Source organism: Nostoc sp. DedSLP04 (genome assembly GCF_034530775.1).
Classification (GTDB): domain Bacteria; phylum Cyanobacteriota; class Cyanobacteriia; order Cyanobacteriales; family Nostocaceae; genus Nostoc.
In genome coordinates, this window is sequence record NZ_JAVRCL010000005.1 from 55,570 (window position 1) to 69,904 (window position 14,335).

Consider the following 14,335-nt stretch of genomic DNA (forward strand, 5'->3'; position numbering starts at 1 on the left):
GCAGAGAGGCAGAGGGGCAAAGAGGAAAAATTTACTGCAACTTCTCCTCTGCTCCCCTGCTCCCCTGCTCCCCTGCCTTAACTGGCGTTCCTGGCTTGAGTTCCGACTCAACGGGGGGCAGTATAACTTGTTCGCCGGGATGCAAACCAGAGGTTACTTCTACATTCATTAACCCTTCCAATCCCAGATTAATGGTGCGTTTTTGGGCTTGATTTTGGCTATCCAGAACCCATACAAACGGGCGTGGTTGCGATCGCACAATTGCCTCTGTCTTCAAAACTACTACGTTCTGGCGTTGCTGCAACACAACCTCGACATTTACCCTGCTACCAGGGAGCAGTGTGCGAGTCGGGCTATCAAGCTCAACCGTTGCGGGTACTGTTGGTTGCTCTGATTGTTTTGAACTACTACCATCTTGTTTTTGGGCTTCAGGGCTGAGTGCTTGAGGATACAAGCTTTTTACGCGTCCAGAGAATCTCCTTGCATTCGGCCCGATCGCATTAATGCGGGCAAGTTGGTTGATGCGAACTTGAGCAGCGTTGAGGGTAGAAAGCTGGAGTTTCACTAAGACTTTTCTGGGATCGCCCAAAGTGAGCAGATTGGTACGCAACTCGACCCCATCACCATTTTCTACATTCACACCCAAGACTACGCCATTCAATGGTGCAGTCACAATATTATCTTGGAGTTGCTGCTGAATAAGTTGGCGCTCCAATTGCAAAGTCTGAATTTTCAGGGCGGTTGTACGTGCCTCTGCTTGACTATCTCGCAGGCTAGCACGAGCAACGCGTACAGTATCTTCCTGCGTTTTGGCTTGTTCTTGGGCAATAGCTCCCTCTCGCACCAAGGGAGCAAGCCTCTGGAGTTGTTTTTCTTCAGCTGTTAGTCGTTCTTGAGCTTCAATAATTTTCTCGCGACTACGTGCTAGGTTGAGTTGCTCTTGTTGAATTTGTAATTGCTGATTGGTAAGAGCAACTTTTCGTTCGGGGTAGCGCAGGGTCAGCAGCACTTGACCAAGTTTTACCCTCTCACCAGGTTTTACCATGACTTGTTCTACTGCACCCTCTTTTGGGGACTTCAAGATTCGCTGTTCGCGTAACTCAACAGTACCGCTCTCATTAATTGTGGTTTCAACATTACCTCGCTCCACGGTTAACAAGCGTACTGCTAATGGTTCGGGAGGTTGATTTAGAGCTAAAAAGTAGGTTAGCCAACCGCCAGCACCAGCTAAAGCCAAAACTCCTGACCAGGCTAGCCATCGACTTGGGATATTAAATTTAGCTTTTTCATATTTCCAGTTCATGACAACTCGATCCAGTGAGTTTGCAGTTGATTGCAAGTGAGGCTTTCACCGCAGATTAATGTTGGTTGAAGAATCTCATAGCGAGAGATCGAACACGATAAGGCGACTGTTGTCCAAAACGCGGCAAAAATTTGAACTGAGATAATTTCGTAGACCAGAGTAATAATCAAGCCACCAGAAAGCGGGCCAGGCGATGACCATGAAACTTGCTCCCGCTTGACGCATTCGTTCCAGTTCGCGGATGGCGATCTCGTCATTCAGTGGCGCTCCCCAGTATTGACCCTCATGTTCTAAAAAGGGTAGAGCATCGAATTGCGGCAGAATCTCGCAGCCCAATTGATTTTCATCGACCAAAATCAAACGCTTCCCGGCGGGAATCACAGATGTAATTTCCTGCATCGCAATTCGCAGGCGTTCTGACCAGCTCAAATTAAGTTCAGGTATCAATTCAGACGTGAACTGACTGCGACGCATACTTATATGCAACAGGCGCTCTGCTAGCCACTGACGATAAGATGCATCCTCTGCACGTGGCGACTTTAACAAATAAGCGATCGCATCAGTACGTTCTGCGATCACACCAAGTGGGCCTGTTCCTCCAAGACTAAAATTAATTTGGGAATCTTGTTCAATGTGATATCGGACTTGGGCTAATTGTTTAGCAATAAAGAAGAGATCGAATTGCGCCGCCATACGTAAGTATAAGTTCAAATCAAGCATATACTTCGAGTGCGGTGCGTCGATTCCCCCAACCATTGCCAGGGCATTAGCGCGAAACACGATCGCTGAACATAGCAAAATCCATTTCCGCCCATCAGCAATTTGGTGGATGAACTCTAGACCATCAATTGACCCTTCTGGAAAGTTATCTGAAAGCTCTCTGCCTGTCATATGCACTGGAACACCATTAGTGTCGATAATTTCAGCTTGCGCAACCGAAAAACCAGCATCTGGATGGTTGTCTAATGCTAAAACAGATTCATGGATGAAGTTGGGCAGCAGAATGTCATCGTCCGACAAGAGAGCTAGATAGGGACTAGAATTTACCTCAATAGCTCGCTGCCAATTGCGAAACATTCCAATATTCGTTTCGTTGCGTATATAAGTGATGCGCGAATCCGCAAATGAACATACAACTGCCTCTGTATCATCGCTAGAAGCATTATCTAAGACAAGAACTTGAAAATCTGGATAGTCTTGTGCCAATGCGCTCTGCAAGCTAGTTTTTAATAACTCCGAGCGATTGTAAGTTGGAATTACAATGCTAACTTTGGTTTTAAGTGCCATGTTTTTATAATTACCGCCTTTTTAACTAAAAATTTTTAAATATAGCAAGGGACTGGGGACTGGGGATTGGGTGAAAAGTCTTGTTGTGTCTAAGTTTTATCATCTGTTAATCTCCTAACCACGAAGGCTTGTGCTATAAAATTAAACAGACATACGTAAATCAAAGACAACTAAGCGCTCATTATCTAAAACACAGCGAAACTTAGTACGTAAATAGCAAGCGAACTCAGCATAATAATCAAACCACCAGAAAGCTGGCCATCCAAACACGATGAAACTTGCTCCTTTCCGGTACAGTCGTTCAAACTCCTTAATGGCAATGGCATCATCTTTTGGCGCTCCCCAATACATCCCATCTTTTTCTAGAAAGGGAATTGATTGGCATTTGTCCAGAAGCTGACCAGATCCCCATTCGTTCATGTCAACTAAAATGTACCCTTGCCCGATTGGAATTAAGGGAGTTAGTTCCGGCTCCAACGCGCCCAGACGTTGGATAAACTCATACTCAGAACCCTTCCAACGCTCAAAAGCATCTTCGATTTGAATGTCGTGCTTGTGTAAAGACTCGCACAAAGCTTTTATATGATTGTGATATTGGCTAAGTTGCCAACTATAAGTAAGCTTGCTAGTGCCATTATCACCATGAATCCGATATAGGGCTTGGTACTCAGCAATGCGCTTGATGCTACCGAAAAAAGGAGACAAAAAAGTTAAGTACGCATCAGCGTTAAGAGAGTAGTAAATATCGTGCAGGGGAAAAATTTTCTCTAAATAGCTACGCGACCAGGCATTGCCGCTCGTGGGTGAGAAGACATAGCTTTCAATGCTACCTTGGAGATGCGCCTCGCGTAAATCTCCTTCTGGCAGAGGTCGATCGGGAATCAATTTTCCCAATGGCTTACCATCAGCATCTATTGCGGATAAAGGCCAGTGTACCTGTACTATATTCGGATCGCCCAGCAGTTCAACGGCTCTGGCGATCGCATCAGGCAGCAAAACATCATCTGCATCTAAAAAACAGACAACCTCACCACGGCTTGCGGCAAAACCGACGTTGAATGCAGAACCCTGTCCGCCATTTTCTTTTAGCAGAGGGATAATCTCTTCCCCATAATTGGCAATGATTTGCTGTGAGTCGTCTGTTGAACCATCATCAACCACAATCACTTCTAAAGGCTGATAGTTTTGATTGAGAGCGCTATCAATTGCCTCCTTCAGAAAACGTTCATAGTTGTAGTTGGTGATGACAATACTGGCTAGAGGCTTGTTCATGAGCGTAGGTCAAATACAATCAGATGGTCATTTTGTAATACACAGGGAAACTTTTGCCGTAAATATTCATCAAATCCGGTGTAGTATTCCAGCCACCAAAAGGTGTGCCACAAGAAAACGATCGCACTAGCACCAGTTTGGTATAGGCGATCGAATTCTCGAATAGCTGTGTCGTCATCTACTGGACGTCCCCAATACCAACCATCGCGTTCAGTAAAGGGGATTGTTTGAAAACCTTTGATGATTTCGTTACCGTTCAGGCGGTCTTCATCGACCAAGATAAAAGATTCCTGTGGCGATATCAGAGTTTTGAGTTTTTCTCTTACCTCGTACAGATGACCAATGTGATTTCGCTCTATGGCAAAACTTAAGTCTCCGTACAGTGAAACCAAGTTCCATTTTTTTTGAATACGCTCGAGGCTCTTGGCGGATTGTTCAAGATCCCATCTCATGAAAAAATAATCGAGGTCTTCTGGATGAGGAGGATAAGGGTGCCAGAAATGAACAACAGATTTCGGCTCAAAGACAACTGGAATTTTGGCATTATATAAAGCCAAACTAGAATCGAAATGATCTAGAAAAATAACATCTTCATCGAAAGGAGAGACTCGATCAAAAACACTTCGACGGTAGAGCCGACAGTGAGCCTCTCCAGCTAACTGTATCGTCCGGCGATAAGTTCCGCGATCGAGTTGCTGCTCGCTCGTGGCTGGAAGGACTTCCCATTTAACGCCGTTAGCTGTTTGTACTGACCGAACCTCGCCCTGGTTTGGGTCCCAATGAACGTTTGTCGCTCCTAAAGGCCCCTCAATAATCCGGGGCACAGCTACATCAGCTGGTTGTTCTTCGCAGGCAGCGATCAGATGGGATAACCAACCTTCCTCAACAAGAACATCATTCTCAACGAAGCACAAAAAATCATCGTTAGCTTCCTGAATTACCAAGTTTCTTAATTGGTTGGGCTGCAAATAACAATCTTTGTAAATGACTTTGACATTACTGCGACCTTCTAATACCTGTTCCATCTGCTGCCAATACACTTTCGGAGTATTGCAGTTTACTACAATCAGGTTAAACGGGATGTGGGTGTAGTTGAAAATTCGCTGTAAAGATTCAGCTGCTAAGGTAAATTGTTCGCGAGGAAAGAATCCGATAGTTACTGTTGGCATAATATATCTCCTATACTCAATGACAGTTAATTCATTGCCGCCTCTAGCAGAGACGAAAGAACTTTATCTGAGTCAAAATATTCCTCTGCTAACCTGCGTGCTGCATACTTGTGTCGCTCGTAGTCAGCGTTGATGGCTTCTACACCTTTGACTACCTCCTGTTGGTCGCAAAAAGTTAAAATCCCTTCTTCGATCGGCAACCAATCGCTTAAACCTGTGTCTTGAACTAGAATTGGCTTACCGGAAGCGAGATAACAAACGCTGCGATCGCTAAACCAGCCACCTTTGGTAGCAACATAACCCTGTTTTGCGACTCCAAACTCAGCGCGGGATGCTTGGACAAATTTCTGGTAAGATTCTGGTGTAAAGGAGGCAATCCATCCGGGAATCACCTCCCAGCCATACTGTGATAGTTCATCGGGAAAGCCACCGCTTAAGGCAATCCGAAATTGCTGTTTGGTAAGTTGCGGTATATCTATAAATTTTAAGAACTCTTTATCCTTATTGCCGTAGGTGACTCCTTCGTATACCACCTCTCGATAACTGTGCCACTGCATAATCGAACTGAAGTGAGTGGTATGATTGTCTTCAATTACTGGCCAGTAAGGCAGTGCTACTGGAGGTAATGTCTTTTGCCAATGCCTACCGTTTGTGGGAATAAGACAGTCCTCAGCACCAATGCGTTGCCCAATCGTGAAGAGGCGATCGCAACGTTCAATTGTCTCTACTAATTCCGAATTACCGCTAGCAATCTTAATCTGCGTAAAACCTGGATCGGCGTCAATGTAGATGCGGCGCTGCGGCCATCCATACTCATCTCTCCAAACAGAAAGTGGAGAGCCACGAACAATCATTAAATCAGCTTGGGAACAAACATCGTTAAACTCGTCAACTGCCATCCCTATTGAGCGAGAGCCAGCGCGGTAAATCCATTGGTTTGCAAAGCCAAGCGGTTCCAGGCAGTTTGTCACATAATTGCTGGGATAGTCTAACTCGGTTGTGAATTCTTCAGTCTGCCAGTTATAAACCCACGACTCTAACCCGCATTCTTCTAAGTAGAAGATATCATGTCCAAGCGCACGCAGACCCAGGAGGTATTGCAGGTCAGACCAGGCGTTGCCTCCTATGGGAAACCGACCAATAGCACTAGCAAAAATAATAATCATCCTATTTTAAATTTGTTATATGTTTTCATTAGATTTATTAGCTGATGATTTTTCCTTCTCCATAGCCAGTCAGGCTCGAAATTGAGATAGATGGGCTGTGTTCTTGCTTAAAACTGTTTCCAGTAGTCGAGGTAGCACCACTTTGTAACTAAAGAATTGTTCGGCTAATTCCCTTGCTGCCTGACAGTGAGCTAGATAATTTGTATTGACGCGCTCGATGCAATCTACCGCTTCCTCCAAAGATGAAAACGCCAACACACCTTGCCCCGTTGGCAGCCAATCGCTAAATCCGGTATCTTGTAAGATGGCGGGACGACCAGCAGCGAGATAACAAACACTGCGATCGCTAAACCAACCGCTACGGGTTTTGACATAAGCTTGTTTGGCAACGCTAAATTCTCCACGGGAGCCAGTCAGGTAAGTTATGTAGGTTGACAGACTAGCGCTAATTTTTTTGCCATCTCGAACTAACCAACCTGCTGCCTTTAAAGATTTCGTAACCTCTGCTATTTCTGCGTCCTTGCCAGCAAGAGCAAGTTCGAGTTTCTGCGAACAGTGGCTAGGGAGTTCCAGCAAACGCATGAATTCTCGATCTTTCTGCCCATAATCCTCACCTTTGTAAGTCACACCTCCATAAGCATTCCAATTGGCAATTGTCGTGAATGGTAAATCTGCGCGTTCTTCGCCACTATCTTCGGGAATAAGTATCGAACTTTTCCATATCTCTGGTACAACAGGCGGTACGGTAGGGAGCCATTCAATTCCATCACTCGGTATGCCGCAATCGGGTTGTCCAATATTAACGCCATAACTAAAGTAGGCGTGATAATCGTTACGACCCTCGGCAGCGAACGTCCCAATCTGGGTAAAGAATGGGTCCATATCGATTAATACTCGATGTTTGCATAAAAGAAATTCAGATAACCAGCAAACTCCACCGATATTTAATAACAGATCCGCCATCCTGAGCATCTGCTTTATTTCTTGCCAATCTGCACCGTAGACATCTCCTGTATCCCGATTTACATAGCAGACTGTGGCATTCACGCCATAACTATGTATTAGCGTTTGGACTGCGTGAAGTCCAAAGCCTGGATCATCAGTGTAATTGTGGGCGATGGGATTATAGCAAGACCCAGCCCAGCCGCTTTCCTCCAGGTATAAGACTTCATGTCCCAAATGATGTAGCCCTAAAACATAGTGAAAGTAGGCTAAGAGATTGCCAGCTACTGGATGTCGAATCATATATCCGCAAACAACAATGCGTGCCATGCTTAGAACCCCGCTCGTTCCATGAGACTGCCAATCACTTTCTCTGCGGCAAAGTACTCTGAGGCAATTTCGCGGGCTGCCCGACAATTGCCTTCGTAGTCGCTTTCGATCGCGTCTACTGCTGCGAGAATATCTTCCATAGTGTTGAATGCAAATAATCCCTTCCCTGTAGGCAAGAACTTGCTAAATCCTGTTTCTTGTGTTATTACAGGACGACCTGCTGCCAGATAGCAGGCAGAGCGATCGCTGAACCAGCCAGTGCGAGGACGAACATACTGATCCTTTGTCACAGTGAACTCGCCTAGAGAGGCACAAATATAGTTACGATAGGCGATCGGATCGGATAATGCCCTAGCACAAACAATCCGCCAACCGTGATTAATCATTTCAGCTTCCTCTTGAGCATTAATACCTTCAAGAGCAAGCTCAAGCGGTAGCAAAGATTTTGTTGGAAGGTCTATGAAACGCCGGAATTCTCGGTCTTTGCGCCAGTAATACTTCTCCCCCTGCCAAAGGATATCATTGTCCCAATGCTCCCAGTTTGAGATAGTTGTCAGAGCTGAGTCCAAAATTGGTGGACTATCGGTAAACCACCAATCGAGGCAAACTGGCGGTCGCGTAGGATGCCACTGGTATCGATCGACGGGTACAAGACAGTCGGGCGCTTCAAGATTCTCGCCATAGGTGAATAAGTAATTGTAAGCATCAAGTTGCTCAATCTTTTGAGCGTCATTCTCAGCTACTTTAATCTGATCGACCATCGGATCGGTTTGTAAATATATAAGACAGGCTATATCGTCGTGCTCACTACGTAGGGGATGGTATCCACATAGATTGATGACTGCATCCGCTTCCTTGTATAATTTTGCCAATCCCATTAAGTCACGTGCTCCCAGGGTTGCATCTCGCACTCCTGGAGGACGGAAAATCCAACGATCGCCCAAACCGATACTATTCATGTATTGGGCAAGATAGCGCACATTTGCTGAATATTCTGATGTATGCCAGCAGAAGGTAATGGGATCTAATAGTTCGCTATCAGTATCCTCGACGTACCAGACATCGAAACCTAATCGCCGCAAGCCTGCTAGATAGTGGAGCACTTGCCAAGTCATGCCTCCAAATGGGAAGGATGCTAGCATTCCCCAGACGACGACTATTCCCCGATTAGCAGGCGGATAGTCAAAAGAAAGGATCATTGGGTTCACTCCATCGATCGTTGAAATTTAAGAGCATAGTTGAGGATGCCATTCAAAGTTTGTTTAGCTTCAAAATATGTTTCAGCAATTTCCCTTGCTGCTCGACAGTGCTTTTCATAATTGGTATTTATTGTTGCTAAAGCATCAGCTGCTTCACTAAGCGTCGAGAACCGGAACATCCCCTCGCCATTAGGTAGGAAGGAACTCGGCCCAGTATGTTGAACAACAACAGGTTTCCCGCTTGCTAAATAGCAGAGGGTGCGATCGCTAATCCAGGCATTTTGAAACTTCATGCATGAAGGTTTAGCGCAACTAAACTCTCCTCGCGACATTTGGATGTAAGATTGATACCTATCTGGACTGCTAGCCATTTTGTAGGCATGACCCACCCGCCAACCATAGCTCTCCAGCACTTCTCGATCCTCTGCATCTCCTTTATAATCAGTAACATCAGACGGTACGGTATTGTTAGCTTGCCAGCTTTGCTCTTTTCTGCTTTGGTCATCTTCCACGTCTCCCTCACCCAGGCACAGCGCCAGCTCAAGCACTTGGTCGGTTAAGCGCGGTAGTTCCACAAATTGCATGAAGGAAACTCGCTTGTTGTTCTCGTAGCAGATATCCTGCCCGTCCGTAATCCATTCCCCTTTGCCACCATTGCCCCACCAACCGGAGACAGTCGTAAATGCTTCGCTGTTGGGATTGTAAACGTATGGCCACAATTCAAGACATACTGGTGGTCGAATTCGCATCCAAGTCAAACCACAATCCGAAAACTTAGCGCTAGGTGTGCCGACAGTTTCACCAGTACTAAAGTAATAATCGTGTGGGGGTACGACGAGCTGTCCAACTGTTATCCAAAATTGTAATAAACCTGGATCGATATCTATTAAAGCAGTCCGTCGAAAACATGAAAGCAAAGCTGGATGAATACCATAGTAAAAATTTAGTAAAAGGTCTGCTTGCCGAAAGATTGCCTGTGCCTTTGATGACCAAACTCCGACGTATTCATACTCGCTGCCACGATCCGATATCGCCTTCTGGTCTGAATAAAGGATGACCTTTCCACTCAGTCCATAGCGTTCCATACGTTGATAAAACGTAGAAAGCATAAGTTTATCCTGCTCTCGATCGCCGCTGCTGTGGAAGCGCTCTAGCCAATACACCTCACATCCCAACTGGCGCAGCCCCTGCACATATTGCATATAAACCCAGAAATGACCCCCTCCTTCTGGAAAGGTCACGACGTTTGATGGGGAGATGACAACGACAGACATAATACTTCCCTCCCAACTAAGCTGATAGGTTTGCTAGAAAATTGGCGAGTTCTCGAAAGCCTATAAGTTGGATCTGGAGTTCTGTGAGCTTGCTTCTGATGATTGGGCTGCAAAGCGTTTGTAATTCCGTTTCTCGCTCGATCGCATAGGTTGATGAAAACTCTGGATCGACGTAACCTGGATGGCAGCTCAATTCAGTAAACCCTTCCTGAACTTCGGTTTCTAGCATTTGGACTAAATTTTCCACACTAATCTGCTCCAGGTGCGTCTCTCCATCCCATTGCCCATAAAAGCTGGGGAAATAACGAACCGGAGAGTGTTCTCTTAGTGGCAATCGATATTGCTGCGCCAAATTAAGGAAGTGGGGCAGTAATTGAGGAGAGCGATGGATGTTATGATGCGAGTCAAGATGAGTCGGTAGACGCCCTGTTAGCTCTTGAAAGCGTTCCAATTGGCGATTTAGTTCGGCACGGCATCGATCCAAAGTCGTGAGATCGAGTGCTAATTCTCCATCCTCGGTTGTGATATTTATATGCAAACCAACGCTCAGTTCGGGTAGTTTACGGCTTAAGATAGCTGCTTCCTCACTCGCTGGCATATTCACCATTAAGCTCGTGCTAGTTAGGACTCCCTTACAGTGGGCTTCAACAATGCCACTGTTAATTCCTTGACTAGCACCAAAATCATCTCCATTAACAATGCAATACTTCATGGATCAAACTCTTTAAACAGAAATCTTGCTAGTTTTCTAACCACCTGTTTGCGAATTCACGATCGCAGATCGCATGGTTGAGTTGAGCCGAAGTGTAATTTATACAGCTTCTTGTAATAACCATTTACCGCTAGCAACTCCTCGTGAGTTCCCATCTCTACTACTTTCCCCCGATCCAAAACTACGATTCGGTCAGCTCGTTGAATTGTCGAGAGGCGATGGGCAATGATAAACGTAGTCCGTCCTGCCATCAGTCGCTCTAATGCCTCCAGCAGCAGAAACTCTGTTTGAGCATCTAGGGCGGAGGTGGGTTCATCCAGAATTAGCACTGGAGCATCCTTGAGCAGGGCGCGGGCGATCGCTAACCGTTGTTTCTCGCCTCCTGAAAGTGTCGCTCCGCGTTCACCAATTACCGTGTCATAACCTTGAGGTAATCGTTGAATAAAGCTGTCAGCATTGGCAACTTGAGCGGCTTTGACGATCGCTTCCCGGCTAGCATTAAAGCAGCCATAGGCAATGTTCTCAGCAATAGTTATCGGCAGTAAAAACGGCTCTTGCAGTACCAGGGCAATCTGCTCGCGCAAGTTTTTGACTGGCACGCTTTGGACATCCACCCCATCAAAGAGGACTCGTCCCTGCCAAGGATCAAAAAACCGGAGAATCAGGGAGACTAGGGTAGTTTTGCCAGCACCCGTTGCGCCTACGAGTGCGATCGTTTCTCCCGGTCGCGCTTCTAGGGTAATTTCTTGAAGGACGGGATAGTTCGGTTCGTAACCGAAGGTGACTTTCTCCAAACACACGTGTCCGCGTCCTCCTGCCCCATGAGTAGGCAATTGTCTGGTGCTAGGGGCATCCTGCACACCATCTTGAGCATCCAAAACCTCTAACACTCTCCTAGCGCTAGCAGCTGCCGCCGCAAAACTCGACGACATATAAGCTAGAGTTGCCATCGGCACGTACAAGGAGGCGAGATAAGAGAGGAAGACCAGTAAAGAACCAATTGAGAGCGATCCATCCAAAACCTGGAAGCCACCATAAGCCATGATTGCTGCTGTTCCAACTGCGGTTACGGCACCCACCCCAACTTTGAATTGCATTTGGGCAAGGATAGAGCGTACATAAGCTTGCAGGGCTTTTTGAGACAGGTAGCGAAAGCGCTGATCTTCGTATGCTTCACGTCCGAATGCTTGAATAATCGGTATTGCTGTCAAGGTTTGCTCGCTGAGTGCGACGATCTCACCTTCAAATTGTTGATACTGATAGGTTCGTTCAGTCATGGGCTGGTTAAAGACCCAAATTAGTAAGACTATTAAAGGAGCGATCGTCAGCGAGAGCAGTGAAAGCAGTTGATTAATCTGCCACATCACGCCGAACATTGCGACCAAATTCACCAGAGAAGTAAGCACGGGCAGAAAAACCCCCATTGCCAGATTCTGAATACAGATGCTGTCAGTCATTACCCGCCTGACCAGATCGCCGGCGCGCTGTTGGTTGTGGAATCTCAAAGAAAGATGCTGTAAGCGATCGAATAGTGCTGCTCCCAAGTCATAAACCATCTGGCTGCCAACACCAGCTCCAACATATTCCTGTATCAGCCGAACTCCCTCACTGGATAAAAATAAAACGATTGTGGCAGCTGCTAACCAACCGAGCAACTGCATATCGGATTCACTACCAGGCAAGGTTTTGAGCCAAACAACGTTATTTGGTAGCGATTGATTGTTCAAGACGCAATCAACGATCAACTTCAAAGGCCAGGGTTTGAGTACATTTAGCCCGACATTAATCAGCATTAGCAGCATGACAAAGGTGAGTTTGCGCCAACGAACCAGGGCGTAACGCGCCAGTCGCAGCCACCACAGTTTCATAGAACGGCCTCCTGCGGCGGTTTGGAAAACTGCAAGGAGTGCAAACGCTGGTAGAAACCACCGATAGCCAGCAACTCTTGATGCGTTCCCATTTCCACAACCTTTCCCTGCTCCAGAACTACAATCCGATCTGCTCGTTGAATCGTGGAAAGTCGATGGGCAATGATAAATGTAGTCCGACCTTCGATCAGGCGATCTAAAGCTTCTAGGAGTAAATTCTCAGTCTGGGCATCCAGGGCAGAAGTGGGTTCATCGAGAATCAGTACTGGCGCATCCTTGAGCAGGGCGCGGGCGATCGCTATTCGCTGTCTCTGTCCCCCAGAGAGGAGCGCTCCTCTTTCACCGATCGGGGTATCATACCCTTGGGGCAACTGTTGGATGAAGTCGTCTGCCTTAGCCGCTTTGGCTGCTGCGACAATCTTCTCTAGGCTTGCTTCTGGACATCCGTAGGCAATGTTCTCTGCCACCGAGAGCGGCAGTAAAAACGGCTCTTGCAGCACCAGGGCAATTCGCTCGCGCAAGCTTTTGAGTTGCACATCTCGGACATCCACCCCATCAAAGAGGACTCGTCCCTGCCAGGGGTCAAAAAAGCGGGGAATCAGGGAAACCAGCGTACTCTTACCAGCACCTGTCGCGCCTACGAGTGCGATCGTTTCTCCCGATCGCGCTTCTAGGGTAATTTCTTGGAGGACGGGATAGTTCGGTTCGTAACCGAAGCTAACTTTCTCTAAACATACGTGTCCGCGTCCTTCTGTTGGACGAGCTGGCAATGGTCTAGCACCAGGGGCATCCTGCACTCCATCTTCAGCATCCAAAACCTCTAAAACTCTATCTATATTGGCATCTACAGACTTCAGGCTCCCGTAGATGCCAAATAGACCCTTAAATGCTCCTTGTATAGATTGTAGGTATGCTAAAAAGACAAGCAAGCTACCGATACTCATAGCCCCCAATAACACCTGCTGCCCGCCCACATACAGAACGATCGCAGTACCAATCGTTGTCACAGTACCATTGGCCACACCGTAAACACTCTTGAGCAGAGTTTCGCGTTGTGAGAGAACAACTGCGTCTGCCGCTAAATGCTCAAACTGCTGGGTATTGTAACTCTCTCTACCAAATGCCTGAATCATCGGGATTGCTGTTACCGTTTGGTGGACAAAACTGGTGAGGCGGGACTGGGCTTCCCGGTTAAGTTTTGTCCGGCGCTTGAGTCGGGAACCAAAAACAAGGGCTGAACCGCCCATTATTGGGGCTACGAAAAGCGAAAGCAGCGTTAGTAGAGGACTTAGATTCCAGGCGACGAGGCTAATAGTTGCTAGCGTCAGCAGGTATTGCACAGGTGAAATCAGCAAAGCACCGCTTAAGGTATAAACGCAATAGGTATCTCCGGCTAGACGGCTGAGGGAATCACCCACAGTCCGTTGGCTATGGAACAACAGTGAAAGGCGTTGCAAACGATAGAACAGTCTTTGGGCTAGTTCGTAGACCATACCTTGCCCAGCAGCGCTCCAGGCCCAGCTAAGGCTAGTTTCCAAGGTAGCGTTTAAAGCATAAAGTCCAAGACTACAAACAGCGGCGACAACAACCAGCAACGCTGGTGTGAGCGCCAAGTTAAAAGTCTCCAGGAATGAGCGAACCAGGGGGGGGATGACTGCCTGACCGAAAGCATAATCCACCAAGATTTTCATTGGCCAAGGTTGAAGTGTGGCGGTGGCACAAGTGCCAGCCGTGAGACCGAGGATTGCGATTAAGGTACGCCACTGGCGCAGCGGATATCGGAGCATCTGCCCGTATCGATGCATTATTAATT

General features: G+C 46.9%; 11 protein-coding genes. All 11 read right to left on the reverse strand.

Annotated elements, in window-relative coordinates; all coding sequences use genetic code 11:
• Positions 1–31: 31 nt before the first annotated feature.
• The 11 genes from RMX89_RS04405 to RMX89_RS04455 all read right to left on the reverse strand — a co-directional run bounded on the left by RMX89_RS04405 (position 32) and on the right by RMX89_RS04455 (position 14,309).
• Positions 32–1,303 (reverse strand): efflux RND transporter periplasmic adaptor subunit, encoded by a 1,272-nt coding sequence (locus RMX89_RS04405; RefSeq protein ID WP_322688064.1) that lies wholly within the window; start codon positions 1,301–1,303, stop codon positions 32–34.
• Between the two features lie 75 nt (positions 1,304–1,378).
• Positions 1,379–2,590 (reverse strand): glycosyltransferase family 2 protein, encoded by a 1,212-nt coding sequence (locus RMX89_RS04410; RefSeq protein ID WP_322688065.1) that lies wholly within the window; start codon positions 2,588–2,590, stop codon positions 1,379–1,381.
• A gap of 141 nt (positions 2,591–2,731) precedes the next feature.
• Positions 2,732–3,862, reverse strand: a complete 1,131-nt coding sequence (locus tag RMX89_RS04415) for a glycosyltransferase family 2 protein (protein WP_322688066.1) — start codon at positions 3,860–3,862, stop codon at positions 2,732–2,734.
• Positions 3,859–5,031 (reverse strand): glycosyltransferase family 2 protein, encoded by a 1,173-nt coding sequence (locus RMX89_RS04420; RefSeq protein WP_322688067.1) that lies wholly within the window; start codon positions 5,029–5,031, stop codon positions 3,859–3,861. The genes RMX89_RS04415 and RMX89_RS04420 overlap by 4 nt, the downstream gene beginning before the upstream one ends.
• A 26-nt stretch (positions 5,032–5,057) precedes the next feature.
• Positions 5,058–6,197: a glycosyltransferase family 1 protein gene (locus tag RMX89_RS04425; RefSeq protein ID WP_322688068.1), complete on the reverse strand. Its 1,140-nt coding sequence runs from the start codon at positions 6,195–6,197 to the stop codon at positions 5,058–5,060.
• A 69-nt stretch (positions 6,198–6,266) separates the two neighbouring features.
• The gene (locus RMX89_RS04430) at positions 6,267–7,469 is read right to left on the reverse strand and encodes a hypothetical protein (RefSeq protein ID WP_322688069.1); all 1,203 of its coding nucleotides are present in this window, start codon (positions 7,467–7,469) and stop codon (positions 6,267–6,269) included.
• 2 nt (positions 7,470–7,471) lie between these two features.
• A complete protein-coding gene (locus tag RMX89_RS04435) occupies positions 7,472–8,668 on the reverse strand; it encodes a hypothetical protein (protein WP_322688070.1) in 1,197 nt (398 codons plus the stop codon).
• Positions 8,669–8,673: 5 nt separating this feature from the next.
• The gene (locus tag RMX89_RS04440) at positions 8,674–9,942 is read right to left on the reverse strand and encodes a hypothetical protein (RefSeq protein ID WP_322688071.1); all 1,269 of its coding nucleotides are present in this window, start codon (positions 9,940–9,942) and stop codon (positions 8,674–8,676) included.
• A 16-nt stretch (positions 9,943–9,958) separates the two neighbouring features.
• Positions 9,959–10,654, reverse strand: a complete 696-nt coding sequence (locus RMX89_RS04445) for a carbohydrate deacetylase (RefSeq protein WP_322686786.1) — start codon at positions 10,652–10,654, stop codon at positions 9,959–9,961.
• 56 nt (positions 10,655–10,710) lie between these two features.
• Positions 10,711–12,522, reverse strand: a complete 1,812-nt coding sequence (locus tag RMX89_RS04450) for an ABC transporter ATP-binding protein (protein ID WP_322688072.1) — start codon at positions 12,520–12,522, stop codon at positions 10,711–10,713.
• Positions 12,519–14,309, reverse strand: a complete 1,791-nt coding sequence (locus tag RMX89_RS04455; RefSeq protein ID WP_322688073.1) for an ABC transporter ATP-binding protein — start codon at positions 14,307–14,309, stop codon at positions 12,519–12,521. Before RMX89_RS04455 ends, RMX89_RS04450 begins: the two co-directional genes overlap by 4 nt.
• Positions 14,310–14,335: the final 26 nt, after the last annotated feature.